Genomic DNA, 11,437 nt, shown 5'->3' on the forward strand with positions numbered 1-11,437 from the left:
GTGTAGAAGGCCTCGCGCTCGGCGCCGATGCGGCGCCAGATGCGCTCGGCCAGCAACTCGTGGACAGGCTTGCCGCTCGCGCGCGCCAGCAGCCAGCCCAGGGCGTCAGAGTTGGGCGTCTTGTAGCCGAAGACCTGGCCGTGCGTGCCGCTCTTCCTGATCTGCTGCAGCGACTCGTAGTAGCTGCGCGGCCCGGCGTAACCCGGTGGCGGCGGCAGCAGGCTGCCGGCCTGTGCATGGGCCCAGACCTCGGCCTTCGGTTCGGCGTAGTCCTCGGAGAACTGCAGCGCCGTCGTCATGTCCAGCACCTCGCGCACCGTGGCGTCGCCGAAGGCGCTCTCCTGCAGCTCCGGGATCAGCGCGCCGACGCGGGCGTTCTCGTCCAGCGCACCCTCGGCCACCAGCACCTCGCCCAGCAGGCCGGTGACGGACTTGGTGAGCGACATTGCGCCGTGCAGCGTGTGCTGATCCAGGCAGCCGGCATAGCGCTCATGGACGATGCGGCCGTGCTGCAGCACGATCAGGCCGTCGGTGGTATTGGCGTCGAAGGCCTGGGCCCAGGTCATGGGCGTGTCGCCACCCAGCGGGGTGAAGCGCACCGCGTCGATGCCGGGATCCAGCGCCACCGGCAGCGCGCTGGCGGCGCCGGGACCGCGATCGACCCCGGCCGTCGGCATCAGCTCGCGGAAGTGGCACACGGTCCAGCGCAGCCTGGGAAAGCTGAAGTAGTCCGGGTCGGTGAAGCGGATGGTCTTGTCCGCCGGCGGCGGAAAGCCCTGCATCCAGCCCATGGTGCGCGGGTCGGAGGCGTCGGCGGGCAGGGGAGTCTGGGCGTGGGCCATGGCGGCGAGGACCAGCGTGGCGGCAAGGGCGAAGCGACGGGGGTTCATCATGGCTCAGCCCAGCTCCCGCGCGCCGTCGCCGACGATGATGGTCGCCGGTCCACACGACCCGAATGATGCGGGCTTATGCATCGTCCGGTTCCTGTCGTGTCGGTGCGGGGCGCCGTTTCACAGCGCGCGGCCCAGCCGGCGCAGCTGCAGCGCCAGCGCGATGAACGCGCCGCCGAGCAGCAATGCCCAGATGCCGACCAGCCAGACCAGCGACACCATGCCGGCTTCCGGCAGGACGAACAGCAGGATGCCGAAGGCGATCGACAGCAGGCCGCCCAGCGCCAGTCGCCATTCGCCCTCGATCAGCTTGCGCAACCGGATCGCCAGCGCGATGCGCAGCAGCCCGGCGGCGATGGACCAGGCGGCGATCACCATCAGCAGCGCCAGCGCCGTCAGGCCTGGCACAAGCAGCGCCACCGTCCCGGCCACCAGGCTGAGCAGGGCCTCCAGCAGCCACAGCCAGCGGTCGTGCAGCAGGCCCCAGTGGCGGATGCAGTCGAGCAGGCCGAACGCGCCGTCGACCGCGAGGTAGGCGCCCAGCAGCAGCACCAGCGCCGCTGCCGTCGGCCCCGGCCAGGCCAGCGCCATGGCGCCGAAGGCGATCGCCAGCAGGCCGCGCAGCAGCAATAGCCACCAGTGACGGGCCGCGAGGTGCATCAATGAGCGCATGTCGTTCTTCTTTCTTTCCGTGGTTCGATCTGGAAGGGCTGTGTCGGGCCGGCGGGACGCTCAGTCCTGCGCCTCGATGTCCTCGATCGCACCGTTGCTGCCGTTGACCCGCAGTTCGAATGCCTGTCCCCGGGCATCGCGCGCCTCGACTTCGTAGCAGCCGTCTTCCCACTCGATTTCGCTGATTTCGCGGAAGCCGGCAGCGGCCACGCGATCATGGATGTCGCGGATCGTCAACCGGGCACCGGGAGGCGCCAGTGGCTGGCGGGGATCGGACGCGAGGTGGTCCAGGGCCGCCTGCTGCGCGCGCAGCAACTCGAGTGTGAGCGCCGTCATTTGGGTGCCCAGCTCGAGGGCCCAGCGATAGCCCGGGAACAGGAGCATGCGTGCGGCCGTCAGCGCTTCCAGGGCGGCAGGAACGTACGGTCTTGAGGTCTTGTCCATGGCTTGCTTTGAACCTGGAAACGGCAGTTGGACGCGTCCGCCAGTGCCGCTGTCGGCATGGCAGGCGAGGCAAGAGGACGCGGCAGGCGCGTGCCCGCAAGGACGATCAACGACGCATGGCGCGGCGAGAGTGGTGCTGGCGGGCGTGTGGCGTGCTCACCCACGGGGTGAACGGGAGAGAAGCTGCCAACGTCCATGGCCATGCGGGTTTGGAGAAGGTTGCAAGCGGTCAACGGCCGTTTCCAGGTTGAATTGGGTGACGTGACGGTGCATCGAAGCAAGCCGGATGCCGCTGCGCGTTCAAGCGGATCGGCGAACTGCACGGGCCGGCGTCCGCATGACCCGGGACGGCCCGGCCATGGGATCGGCGCCATCCACCATCCATCGTTCTTCGAGGCAGATTCCTGTCATGCAGCCGTGTAGCCGCCGTCCACCACCAGCGTGCTGCCGGCCATGAAACTCGCGGCGTCGGACAGCAGGAAGGCGATGGCGTGGGCGATTTCATCCGGCTGACCGATGCGGCCGATGGCATGCAGGCCCACCAGGCCGGCCAGCATCTCGGCGTCGAGGTTGTCCAGGATGGGAGTCTGCACGTAACCTGGGTGCACCGAGTTGATGCGCACCCCCTGCGCTGCATAGGCGAGGGCGGCGGAGCGCGTGAGACCGGTGACGCCGTGCTTGGCTGCCACGTAGGCGGGCGCGCCCGCGCTGCCCACCAGGCCGAGGATCGACGAGACGTTCACGATGGCGCCGCCCCCCGCGCGCAGCAGGGCCGGAATCTGGGCGCGCAGCGCGTGCATCACGCCGCTCAGGTTGATGTCGATGATGAACTGCCAGTCGGTCGGGGTCATCTCGGCCACCGGGCGCGGCGCGGTGCCGACGCCGGCGTTGTTCACGGCCAGGTGCAGGGCGCCGAAGTGCTCCAGCGCGCAGTCGACCGCGGCCTGCGCCGTCTCCGGCCGGGCCACGTCGCCGGCGTGCGCGATCGCACGACCACCGCCCTGGACGATCGCGTCCACCACGCGCTGTGCCGGGGCGATCTGCAGATCGGAGACGACGACGTTCAGCCCGTTGGCCGCCAGCAGGTGGGCCGTGGCGGCGCCGATGCCGGAGCCCGCGCCGCTGACGAGGACGGTGCTGCCCTTGAAGCTGTATTTCATGGCGATCCTTCTGGAAATGTGCTGCGTTGCGGCTGGACACCTGGATTCGTGTGCGGCAGCGCGGCGTCATGATGTGCACCGGACTGGTGCGCGCGCGTGGATGTGTGGCCCGATGGCGCAGAAATGGATCTCACCGATGTCTTGCCGATGGCAACTGAGGGGATTCGGTGGATCGTGGTTTGCATGTTATTAATGACCGACCAGTCAGTCTTTAGCATATCATCGAACGCATGGAAAAGCCAGAGCCGACAACCGACGCCAGGGTCCCGTTCCGCGCGGTTGCGGGGGGTGGGGACGGCCCGTCGCGTCGCCGCCTGCCGCCACAGGAGCGCAGCAGTCAGATCCTGGACGCCGCGCTGCAGGAGTTCGCCGCGCGTGGCTTTGCGGCCACGCGCATCGACGACATCGCGCGTCGCGGCGGGCTGTCTAAGGGCGGCGTGTATGCGCATTTCGACAGCAAGGAAGCGATCTTCCAGGCCCTGCTGGAACGCGCGCTGCGCTGGATCGACTGGGACGAGATGCCCCAGCCGGGGCCCAGCCGGGCTGGCACGCGGGCGCTGGCCGAGTGGATCGTGGACCGTTTGCACGCCGCCTTGCTGAACCCCGCTGCCGTGGTTCTGCTGCGCCTGCTCGTGGCCGAGCGCGAGCGCGTGCCGCGCTCGATCGATCAGTGGCGCGACCGCGTCACGCGGATGCGCGCGCAGCGCGTGGCCGCGCTGATCCGCGAGCGGCTGGGTGCCCAGGTCGGCATCGACAACCTGCTGCTGCGCCACCCCTGGCTCGCGCTCTCGCCGGTGATGCACGTGTTGCTGTGGCAGGCGCTGTTCGGCCCGGGCAGCGTCCCCGATTCCGGCTTTCGCGCGGCGCACGTGGAGCTGTTGTGCCAGTTGCTGGGCGAAGGCAGCGCCCCGGCGCCAGTGTGATTCGACGCCCCGCGATCAATTCGCCATCAGCTGGTTGAGCGCGTGATGGTCGGCGGCACCTTCGAAGCCGTCGAAGCGCCCGGGCTCGGCCAGCAGGCGCGCCGCACGTTGCAGGCCGCCCCAGGCCGCGCGTGCCAGCGCGCCGCCGACGCTGACGCGGCGCACGCCGAGAGCGCTCAGATCGTCCAGCGTCAGCTCGCTCGGCCGACCCATCAGCACGTTGACGGGCTTGGGCGCCACGGCTCGCACCACGGCGCCGATCTGCTCGCGCGTCGCGATGCCGGGCGCGTACAGGCAATCGGCACCCGCCTCGGCGTAGGCCTGCAGGCGGCGGATCGCGTCGTCCAGGTCGGGCCGGCCGAGGAAGAAGTTCTCGGCGCGGCCGATCAGCAGCACGTCCTGTCCGCTCGCGTCGATGGCGGCACGCGCGGCGCGCACGCGCTCCACCGCCAGCGCGAACTCGAACTGCGGCGCAGCCGCATTGCCGGTCGAGTCCTCGATCGAGATCCCGGCCACGCCGGTATCCACCGCCAGCGCGACGTTGCGCGCCACGCCTTCGGGATCGTCGGCAAAACCCTTCTCGAAATCGGCGTTGACCGGCAGTTCAGTGGCCGCGACCAGTTCGCGCAGATGCTCCAGCACCTGCATGAGCGGCATGCCGCCATCGGGCTGGCCGCGCGCCCAGGCAGCGCCCGAACTGGTGCTGGCCAGGGCCTTGAAGCCCAGGCTCGCAAGATAGCGCGCCGAACCCACGTCCCAGGGGTTCGGGATCAGGAAGCAGCCCGAGGCGTGCAATTGCCGGAAAGCGGCGCGCCGGGCGCGAATCGATTCGGGGGTGGGTGTGGTGTGCATGGGGTCGGTCTCCTGGCCGTGATCGTAGTCCCGCAGCTCCTGCCACCACGCCTGGCAGGGGTTCAGCTGGCGCGCCGCGGTGACCGCGGGCGGCCTGTCGATAATGGATCGCGAGCGAACCGAGGACTCCGCCATGCCGCACACCGTTCCTGCCTACCCGGCGCCAGAGCTGGACGTCAGCCAATGGTTCAACGCGGAAGCGGCACCGACGCTGGCATCGCTGCGCGGCCGCGTGGTCCTGCTGCACGCCTTCCAGATGCTGTGTCCTGCCTGCGTGCGGCTGGCGACGCCGCAGGCACAGCAGGTGCATGAGCAGTTCGGCCGGCGCGGGGTTGCGGTGCTGGGCCTGCACACGGTATTCGAGCACCACGAGGCGATGCAGCCGGTGTCGCTCGAGGCCTACATCTTCGAGAACCGCCTGAGCTTCCCGATCGGTGTCGATCGGCCTGATGGGCAGGGCGGCCTGCCGATGACGATGCGCGCCTACGGCATGCAGGGCACGCCGACCCTGGTGCTGGTCGATCGCCAGGGGCGGTTGCGCCAGCACGCGTTCGGCCATGTGCAGGACCTGGCCCTGGGCGTCGCGATCGGCACGCTGCTGGCCGAACCGGCCGAAGACTGACCCCATCAGATTCCGCAGCTGACGCTCGTGAGCTTCTCGAAGGCCGCATGGACATTGGGCTTGGCCGCTTCGGTCACGCTCACGGGTTGGGTGAGCGCGCTGTGTGCCCACCAGCACGGCCCGCGCCGCGCCATGCGGCGTGGCGTGTCGCGCGGCACACCGGCGCGCGGCCTGCGCGCCCTTGCAGGGCGCGGACCCGCCAGGCTCGGGCCCTCTTCGTGCCGTCCAGCGCTGCGCAGGCAGCGCTGGAGCCGCGGCACTCAGCCTTGCATCCCATTCTCCATGCACGGCGCGCCGCATCACGGGGACTTGTTCAGTGTCGCCTCAGGCTGACCGGGCTCCCGTGCGATTGACGCCGGACCGGTGGCCCCCTGGGGGTCGATGACGCTGCTGACAGCCGCCCCGCCGGTGCGGGCCGGCGCCGCTCGCCTGCGCACGGGCGGCACGACCGCGACCTGGACCTCAGCCGGGGTGGTCGAGGATGTGGGTGGCGGTGCGACCCAGCGTGCCTTTGGCCACCATGGCGTCGACGAGCTGGCGCCACCAGGTTTCCCAGTCCTCGCCCGCGCCCCAGTGCTGGTGCACCTGTCGCAGCAGCGGTGAGGTGTCGATCCAGTGCGCGAATTCGGCCCAGGGCATGGCCTCGACGTCCATGAACTGGTACTTGATCATCACGCGCACCGCGTGCAGGGCGTGCTGCTCGGGGTGAGCCTGCCAGTGTGCGATGCGGCTTCGTGCCTGCGCCAGGGCGCGGTCGATGGCGCCGGTGGCGCGGGCGATCTCCGGTCCGTGGCCGGGGATCACCCAGTCCGGTTGCAGCGCTTCGATGGCGTCCAGCGTGCGCAGGTAGGGCACGAATCCGTCGCTGCCGTCGAGCACCGGGAAGATCAGCCCGACGCCGTGCTCCCACAGCGCGTCACCCGCGACCAGGAGGCGCGCCTCGGGTTCGAACAACAGCACCGCCAGCGGGTCGTGACCGGGCGCGGGGTGGATGTCCCACTGGCGCCGGCCCAGGCGCACCGAACTGCCCGGGCGCAGGCCGCGCTCGGCCCGGAAGCGCGCGCAGCGCTGTCCCGTCTCGCCGAAGGTGAGCGCCTGCTCGTCCCAGGCCTGAACGGTCGCGAGCGACACTTCGGGTACCCAGGTCGTGGCTGCCGGCCAGGCCGCCTGCAGCGCGCCAGTGCCGCCGCAATGGTCGCTGTGCAGGTGCGTGTGGGCGATCGTGGCCAGCGCCTGCCCGTCCAGCGCGGCGCGCACGCGGGCCACGGTCTGGTCCGCGTGCTTGACGTGGCCGGTATCGATCAGTGCCGGGCGATCGCCCAGGCAGAGCACGTTGCTGGAGGAGAGCCAGCCCCGGTCGAACACGCGGATGTCATCGGGCAGGGCGGCAGGATTGGTGTTTACCCGCATATGGATTGCCAGGATTTGCTGAAGTCATCCAAAATTGGTACAAGATGAATCTTAAGTAACATCAAAGTTTCGACCAATCAGGGCGGTGTTCGCGTACGAGGTACCAGGGTGCAAGACATCGTGCAGTTTATCCAGGGGGCCGGCTGGCCGATCTTCACGCGCCGTGCGCGCATTCGCCGGGTGCGCGCCGCGGTTCAGTACCTGATGCGTCACGTCGGCCTGGTTGGTCGCTGTGACTGCGTGCTCACGCGGGATGAGCGCGGGCGCGTGGGCGTGTGGCTGCGCATCGAGACACGCCAGCTTGTGCCGCGCACCGAACGACAGCACTTCCAGGCCTATTTCCGGCGCAAGCTGCGTGAGTTTGGCGAACTGGGCAGTGCCCCTCACTGGCATCTGCGACTCGTCATCCTGGATGGCGATGACCTGACGGCAGCCGCCGTGCGGCCGCATGCACCCGTGAGTTCGGGCCACATCGCCGCCATCGTGCGCGCCTTCAACAGCGCCGAGACCGGTCCGGCCAGTCTGGAGGCGCGCGTGCTCGAACTGCGCGACTCGGTGCGTCAGCGCCTGATTGCGCGTCGCGAGGAGCGTGCCGCCAGCGACTATAGCCCGCTGGAGGCGGCCACGCTGACCGAACTGGGCGCGCTGGACGCTGCCTGAGGGCACCTCAGGCGCGCTGGAATACCAGGTCCCACACGCCGTGGCCCAGGCGCAGGCCGCGCTGCTCGAACTTGGTCAGCGGACGGTAGTCGGGACGCGGCGCGAAACCTTCCGCGGTGTTGACCAGCAGCGGTTCGGCCCCGAGCACCGCCAGCATCTGCTCGGCGTAGGGCTGCCAGTCGGTGGCACAGTGCAGGATGCCGCCCGGCTTCAGCCGCAGCGCCAGTTCGTGCACGAAGGGTGGCTGGATCAGGCGGCGCTTGTGGTGGCGTTTCTTCGGCCAGGGATCCGGAAAGAAGACGTGGATGCCGTCCAGCGTGCCCGGCGCGATCATGTCGCGCAGCACTTCGACCGCGTCGTGTTGCACGATGCGCACGTTCTCGAGTTCGAGCGCGCCGACCAGCTTGAGCAGGGCGCCGACACCGGGTTCGTGTACCTCGCAGCCGATGAACAGGGTGTCCGGCTGCAGGCTGGCGATGTGCGCCGTGGCCTGGCCCATTCCGAAGCCGATTTCCAGCACGGTGCGAGCGGGCGCGTGGCCCCGCGCAGCCGCGGCGTCCCGGCAGGCGGCCACCAGGTCGGGCGTGTCTGGCGCGTAGGGCAGCAGCAGGCGCGGCCCGAGCTCGGCCATGGCGCGCGCCTGCCCGGCCGTCATGCGGCCGGGACGGGTGACGAAGCTCCGGACTGCGCGCGGGTGCGCGACGCCCACGGGCGCGGCCGCAGTCCGGGGAGGGGCCCCCGTCATCGCGTGCCGTCGTGGGCCACCGGCTGCGCGGCGGCCGGCCCGGCTGGAGCTTCCTCGTCGCGTGGCAGCGACAGCGCCGCCCGTGGCGCGCCGGCCTCGCGTGGCGCCGCGGCCGGGTGTGCAAAGCGAGAGTGCGGCTGCAGCACCGCGACCAGCTGCGCATACAGGCGCGGGTTGGCGGCCACGTGCTCGCCCTGTTCCAGCAGATCGCCGGTTTCGCCGGTGAAATTGCCGATCAGGCCGCCGGCCTCGGTCACCAGCAGCGAACCGGCCGCGACGTCCCAGGGCTTCAGGCCGGTTTCGAAGTAGCCGTCGGTGAAGCCGGCGGCCACGTAGGCCAGGTCCAGTGCTGCCGCGCCGGGGCGACGCAGGCCCGCCGTGCGCCGCATCATGTCGCCCATCATGCGCAGGTAACCGTCGAAGTCGTCGCCCCGGCGGAACGGAAAGCCGGTGCTGATCAGGCTCTCGCGCAGCCGCGTGCGCTTGCTCACGCGCATGCGGCGGTCGTTCATGAAGGCGCCGCGTCCACGCGTGGCGGTGAACAGGTCGTTGCGTGCCGGGTCGTAGATCACGGCCTGCTCGACACGGCCGCGCACCGCGAGGGCAATGCTGATGCAGTAGACGGGAAAGCCGTGGATGAAGTTGGTGGTGCCGTCCAGCGGGTCGATGATCCAGACGTGGTCGGAATTCGGGTTGCCACGCGTGCGGCCCGACTCCTCGGCGTGGATGCCGTGGCTCGGATAGGCCGCCAGCAGGGTGTCGATGATGGCGGTTTCGCTGGCCTGGTCGACTTCGGTGACGAAGTCGTTGACCTGCTTCTGGGAGATGCGCACCGCCTCGACGTCGAGTGCGGCGCGGTTGATGATGGCGCCAGCGGCGCGCGCGGCTCGGACGGCCACGTTGAGCATGGGATGCAGGGAGGACGACATGACTTGTGGGAAGAACCGCGCGAACGACGCCGCGAGGCGCGCGATGGCGCCAGACAAACACATATTTTCCCACGACTCGGAGAGCGCTGCCGAAATGGCCGGTGTCCAACGCGGCTGTGGGCAGGCACTTGAAAAGCCGCTGGCTGGCCCCAGATCGCCTGTATCAGGCAATCACGCCGCATCGTGTGAACCCAAAGGAGAGCATCATGCCCAGTCAACTCATGCGCAGCCGTCTGTTCGACGACTTCTTCAACGACTTCGCCCCCGGCTTCTTCGTCAAGCCCCTGCATGGCGATCCGCTGCCGCGCCCGGCCCAGATCCGGATCGACGTCACGGAGAACGGCAACGCCTATACCGTGCAGGCCGAGGTGCCCGGCGTCGCCAAGGACGAGATCAACGTCTCGATCGACGGCAACGTCGTTACCGTGAGTGCCGAAGTCAAGCAGCAGGACACGCAGACCAGCGATGAAAAGGTCCTGCGCAGCGAGCGCTACTATGGGGCCGTGTCGCGCAGCCTCCAGTTGCCGGCCGACATCGACCAGGCTGGCGCGAAGGCGAAGTACGACAACGGCGTGCTGACGCTGACGCTGCCGAAGAAGGCTGCCGGCGGCTCGCAGCGCCTGGCGATCGAGTAAGCACCGCGGTCGCGCCCATGAAAAGGCCGCCGCGAGGCGGCTTTTTCATTCCGCCTGAAGCCCCGGCGTCAGACCGCGCGCTTCAGCCCAGGAAGCCCAGATCGCGCTGGCTGAAGTTGGCGATGCTGGGCGCCACCAGCGGCAGCTCGCTGTTGGTGACGCCGAACCAGCGCGCCAGCGTGGCCGCATACTGGTCGACCGACGTGCTGGGCAGCAGGCGGCCCTGGCCGACGTCCTCGGGGCCGTTCAACAACTGGGTCGGCGGTGCACCGTAGAAGCCGCCCTTGACGGCGCCGCCGAGCACGAAGTGGTGGCTGCCCCAGCCGTGGTCGGTGCCGCCGCCGTTGGACGTCATGGTGCGGCCGAAATCCGAGGCAGTGAACGTGGTCACCTGGGGCGCCACGCCGAGGACGTCCAGCGCCTGCTGGAAGCCGGCCAGGGCGTCGCCGACCTGGCTCAACAGTGCCGGGTGGCGCTCCAGCAACTGGTCGTGGTTGTCGAAGCCGCCGAGCGAGACCAGGAACACCTGGCGCTTCAGCCCCAGCGCGCTGCGCGCCGCGATCAGGCGCGCGACCATCTTGAGCTGCTGGTTGAGGGTGCGCTTGCGGTCCGCCACCCTGTCGGGCAGCGCGGCGTCGAACTGCCCTTCACTGCCGGCCAGCGCGGCCGCCAGCGTGGCATGCGAAGCGATCGAGCGCCCGGTGATGCGGTTGAGCTCTTTTTCCAGCAGGTTCGCGCGGTCCTGCGTGACCAGGGTGCGCAAGGCCTCGCGGCAGGCCGCGGCGCCGTACATGCCATCCTTGGTGTCGGTCACGCCCTTGACGGCAATGGCACCGCCTTCGCCGATCTGGTAGGCCAGCGCCTGGTTGCCCGACAGGAACACCGCGTTGCCGGTGACCGACATGCAGGTGAACAGGGCGTTGCCGCCGTTGCTGGTCAGCGCCAGGTCGCCGAGGCGGCCACCCCAGCCCTTGACCGCGCCTTCGGCACCGGAGCTCTGCCAAACCGACTGCTGGTCGTTGTGGGAAAACAGCTTGGGCGGCAGCGGCACCGAGCGCGCCTGGTACTGCGCCAGCGTGGTCGGCTGCACCAGCGGCCCGACGTTGAGCTGGATGGCGAGCTGGCGGCTGTCGAACAGCGGCTTGAGTGGCGCCAGTTGCGGTGCCAGCGCGTATTGGCGTCCGGCCGGCAGCCCGCTGCCGTCCAGGGCCGTCGCGTCCAGGCTGGCGCGCGGGGTCGCCAGCGTTTCGCGCACCGACAGGTATTCGGCATGGCCGGTGCTGTCGCAGGGGATCACGGTGTTGCCGTGGTCGTTGCCGCCGTAGAGGAAGACGCAGACCAGCGCCTTGTAGTCGGTGGCCGTGAAGGCCGCGGCCTCCCCCATGGCGGCGAGGTTCAGCGCCCAGGGTGCGGCCGTGCCAGCCACGCCCAGGTGGCCCAGGCGCTGCAGGAAGGCGCGCCGGGTGCTTGCATTCAGGTCGGTCATGGCTCGCTG

General features: G+C 69.7%; 13 protein-coding genes. 4 read left to right on the forward strand and 9 right to left on the reverse strand.

Annotation, left to right across the window (positions count from 1 at the left end):
• The 4 genes from PKA16_RS07125 to PKA16_RS07140 all read right to left on the reverse strand — a co-directional run.
• The coding region (locus PKA16_RS07125) for a serine hydrolase (RefSeq protein WP_324401787.1) at window positions 1-893 on the reverse strand (893 nt) is incomplete at its 3' end.
• 117 nt (window positions 894-1,010) lie between these two features.
• Window positions 1,011-1,562, reverse strand: coding sequence for a DUF308 domain-containing protein (locus PKA16_RS07130; RefSeq protein WP_324401788.1), 552 nt, complete (start codon window positions 1,560-1,562; stop codon window positions 1,011-1,013).
• 60 nt (window positions 1,563-1,622) lie between these two features.
• Window positions 1,623-2,006, reverse strand: coding sequence for a PepSY domain-containing protein (locus tag PKA16_RS07135; RefSeq protein ID WP_324401789.1), 384 nt, complete (start codon window positions 2,004-2,006; stop codon window positions 1,623-1,625).
• Between the two features lie 407 nt (window positions 2,007-2,413).
• A complete protein-coding gene (locus PKA16_RS07140) occupies window positions 2,414-3,166 on the reverse strand; it encodes an SDR family NAD(P)-dependent oxidoreductase (RefSeq protein ID WP_324401790.1) in 753 nt (250 codons plus the stop codon).
• Between the two features lie 230 nt (window positions 3,167-3,396).
• Between PKA16_RS07140 and PKA16_RS07145 the strand changes: the two genes are divergently transcribed.
• Window positions 3,397-4,089 carry a TetR/AcrR family transcriptional regulator gene (locus PKA16_RS07145; protein ID WP_324401791.1) on the forward strand — a complete coding sequence of 231 codons (693 nt, stop codon included), beginning with the start codon at window positions 3,397-3,399 and terminating at the stop codon, window positions 4,087-4,089.
• Between the two features lie 15 nt (window positions 4,090-4,104).
• On the opposite strand, the gene PKA16_RS07150 is transcribed toward PKA16_RS07145, so the two are convergent.
• On the reverse strand, window positions 4,105-4,941 hold the full coding sequence (locus PKA16_RS07150; protein WP_324401792.1) for an isocitrate lyase/phosphoenolpyruvate mutase family protein: 837 nt from the start codon (window positions 4,939-4,941) through the stop codon (window positions 4,105-4,107).
• 133 nt (window positions 4,942-5,074) lie between these two features.
• On the opposite strand from PKA16_RS07150, the gene PKA16_RS07155 reads away from it, so the two are divergent.
• Window positions 5,075-5,563, forward strand: a complete 489-nt coding sequence (locus PKA16_RS07155) for a TlpA disulfide reductase family protein (RefSeq protein ID WP_324401793.1) — start codon at window positions 5,075-5,077, stop codon at window positions 5,561-5,563.
• Between the two features lie 462 nt (window positions 5,564-6,025).
• Here the strand turns inward: PKA16_RS07155 and PKA16_RS07160 are convergent, their stop codons facing one another.
• Window positions 6,026-6,973, reverse strand: coding sequence for an MBL fold metallo-hydrolase (locus tag PKA16_RS07160; RefSeq protein WP_324401794.1), 948 nt, complete (start codon window positions 6,971-6,973; stop codon window positions 6,026-6,028).
• A 108-nt stretch (window positions 6,974-7,081) separates the two neighbouring features.
• Here PKA16_RS07160 and PKA16_RS07165 point away from each other — a divergent pair, with 108 nt between their 5' ends.
• Window positions 7,082-7,633, forward strand: a complete 552-nt coding sequence (locus PKA16_RS07165; RefSeq protein WP_324401795.1) for a hypothetical protein — start codon at window positions 7,082-7,084, stop codon at window positions 7,631-7,633.
• A 7-nt stretch (window positions 7,634-7,640) separates the two neighbouring features.
• Here the strand turns inward: PKA16_RS07165 and trmB are convergent, their stop codons facing one another.
• Both trmB and PKA16_RS07175 read right to left on the reverse strand, forming a co-directional pair.
• Window positions 7,641-8,378 (reverse strand): tRNA (guanosine(46)-N7)-methyltransferase TrmB, encoded by a 738-nt coding sequence (trmB, locus tag PKA16_RS07170; protein ID WP_324401796.1) that lies wholly within the window; start codon window positions 8,376-8,378, stop codon window positions 7,641-7,643.
• A complete protein-coding gene (locus PKA16_RS07175; protein WP_324401797.1) occupies window positions 8,375-9,307 on the reverse strand; it encodes an inositol monophosphatase family protein in 933 nt (310 codons plus the stop codon). Before PKA16_RS07175 ends, trmB begins: the two co-directional genes overlap by 4 nt.
• A gap of 206 nt (window positions 9,308-9,513) precedes the next feature.
• Between PKA16_RS07175 and PKA16_RS07180 the strand changes: the two genes are divergently transcribed.
• Window positions 9,514-9,942, forward strand: coding sequence for an Hsp20/alpha crystallin family protein (locus PKA16_RS07180; protein WP_324401798.1), 429 nt, complete (start codon window positions 9,514-9,516; stop codon window positions 9,940-9,942).
• A gap of 82 nt (window positions 9,943-10,024) precedes the next feature.
• Here the strand turns inward: PKA16_RS07180 and PKA16_RS07185 are convergent, their stop codons facing one another.
• Window positions 10,025-11,428: a DUF1501 domain-containing protein gene (locus PKA16_RS07185; RefSeq protein ID WP_324401799.1), complete on the reverse strand. Its 1,404-nt coding sequence runs from the start codon at window positions 11,426-11,428 to the stop codon at window positions 10,025-10,027.
• Window positions 11,429-11,437 lie beyond the last annotated feature (9 nt).

Origin of the sequence: Ottowia sp., assembly GCF_035325765.1 — a bacterium.
Classification (GTDB): domain Bacteria; phylum Pseudomonadota; class Gammaproteobacteria; order Burkholderiales; family Burkholderiaceae_C; genus Ottowia.

Bases quoted from the DNA above. Each gene is read 5' to 3' on its own strand.
- PKA16_RS07130 (WP_324401788.1), bottom strand. From the start codon at position 1,562: ATGCGCTCATTGATGCACCTCGCGGCCCGTCACTGGTGGCTATTGCTG.
- PKA16_RS07135 (WP_324401789.1), bottom strand. From the start codon at position 2,006: ATGGACAAGACCTCAAGACCGTACGTTCCTGCCGCCCTGGAAGCGCTG.
- PKA16_RS07140 (WP_324401790.1), bottom strand. From the start codon at position 3,166: ATGAAATACAGCTTCAAGGGCAGCACCGTCCTCGTCAGCGGCGCGGGC.
- PKA16_RS07145 (WP_324401791.1), top strand. From the start codon at position 3,397: ATGGAAAAGCCAGAGCCGACAACCGACGCCAGGGTCCCGTTCCGCGCG.
- PKA16_RS07150 (WP_324401792.1), bottom strand. From the start codon at position 4,941: ATGCACACCACACCCACCCCCGAATCGATTCGCGCCCGGCGCGCCGCT.
- PKA16_RS07155 (WP_324401793.1), top strand. From the start codon at position 5,075: ATGCCGCACACCGTTCCTGCCTACCCGGCGCCAGAGCTGGACGTCAGC.
- PKA16_RS07160 (WP_324401794.1), bottom strand. From the start codon at position 6,973: ATGCGGGTAAACACCAATCCTGCCGCCCTGCCCGATGACATCCGCGTG.
- trmB (WP_324401796.1), bottom strand. From the start codon at position 8,378: ATGACGGGGGCCCCTCCCCGGACTGCGGCCGCGCCCGTGGGCGTCGCG.
- PKA16_RS07175 (WP_324401797.1), bottom strand. From the start codon at position 9,307: ATGTCGTCCTCCCTGCATCCCATGCTCAACGTGGCCGTCCGAGCCGCG.
- PKA16_RS07180 (WP_324401798.1), top strand. From the start codon at position 9,514: ATGCCCAGTCAACTCATGCGCAGCCGTCTGTTCGACGACTTCTTCAAC.
- PKA16_RS07185 (WP_324401799.1), bottom strand. From the start codon at position 11,428: ATGACCGACCTGAATGCAAGCACCCGGCGCGCCTTCCTGCAGCGCCTG.